This window comes from Acidovorax sp. KNOB132 (genome assembly GCF_057541515.1).
Genome location: NZ_BAAJYT010000664.1, coordinates 1 through 550, shown reverse-complemented (window position 1 = coordinate 550; position 550 = coordinate 1). Strand labels below are relative to the sequence as shown.

Genomic DNA, 550 nt, shown 5'->3' with positions numbered 1-550 from the left:
GGCTGCGCCACACGAGGTGCAGGTTCTGCTGGTCGGGGTTCTGCCGGTTGTCGCGCACCAGTTGCAGCGCCAGGGTGTCGCCGCTCGTGAAGCGGTGGCTGCCGTACACGCTGTAGGCGTCGTTGGGATCGAAGTTGAGGTTGGCGTAGTTGCGCAGGTTGGTGCGCCCCAGGCCCGCGCCCACCACCCAGGTGGTGCCGGTCTCCAAGGCCAGGCTGCCGCCGACGAAGCCGCCCGAGGCGATCTGCACCGAGGGCTGCACCCGCCAGTCGCCGAAGGCCACGGTGCGGTCCCACCCCGCGCGCGGCATGGAAAAGCCGAGCGCGGGCGAGCGGAACGCGCCCACCCACCAGTGGTCGTCGCCGCGGGTGTAGCGCAGGTTCACGTCCAGCCCGGGCCCCGAGGGCAGGCCGCCGCCGGACACCTGGTAGAGGCCCGTGGTCAGCTTGAAGGGCAGCGGCGTGTCGGGATCGGTGTCGGTGGCCGCGCGGGCGGCCGGCGCGGCGAGGGCCACGGTGCCGAGGGCCGCCAGCACGGCGGCGCGCGCCAG

Annotated in this window: 1 protein-coding gene; it reads right to left on the bottom strand. The window is 74.0% G+C overall.

The features are described 5' to 3' along the window. Positions 1-550, bottom strand: a 550-nt coding sequence (locus AC27IO_RS25290) for a hypothetical protein (protein WP_498741354.1), incomplete at both ends; no start/stop codon positions are given.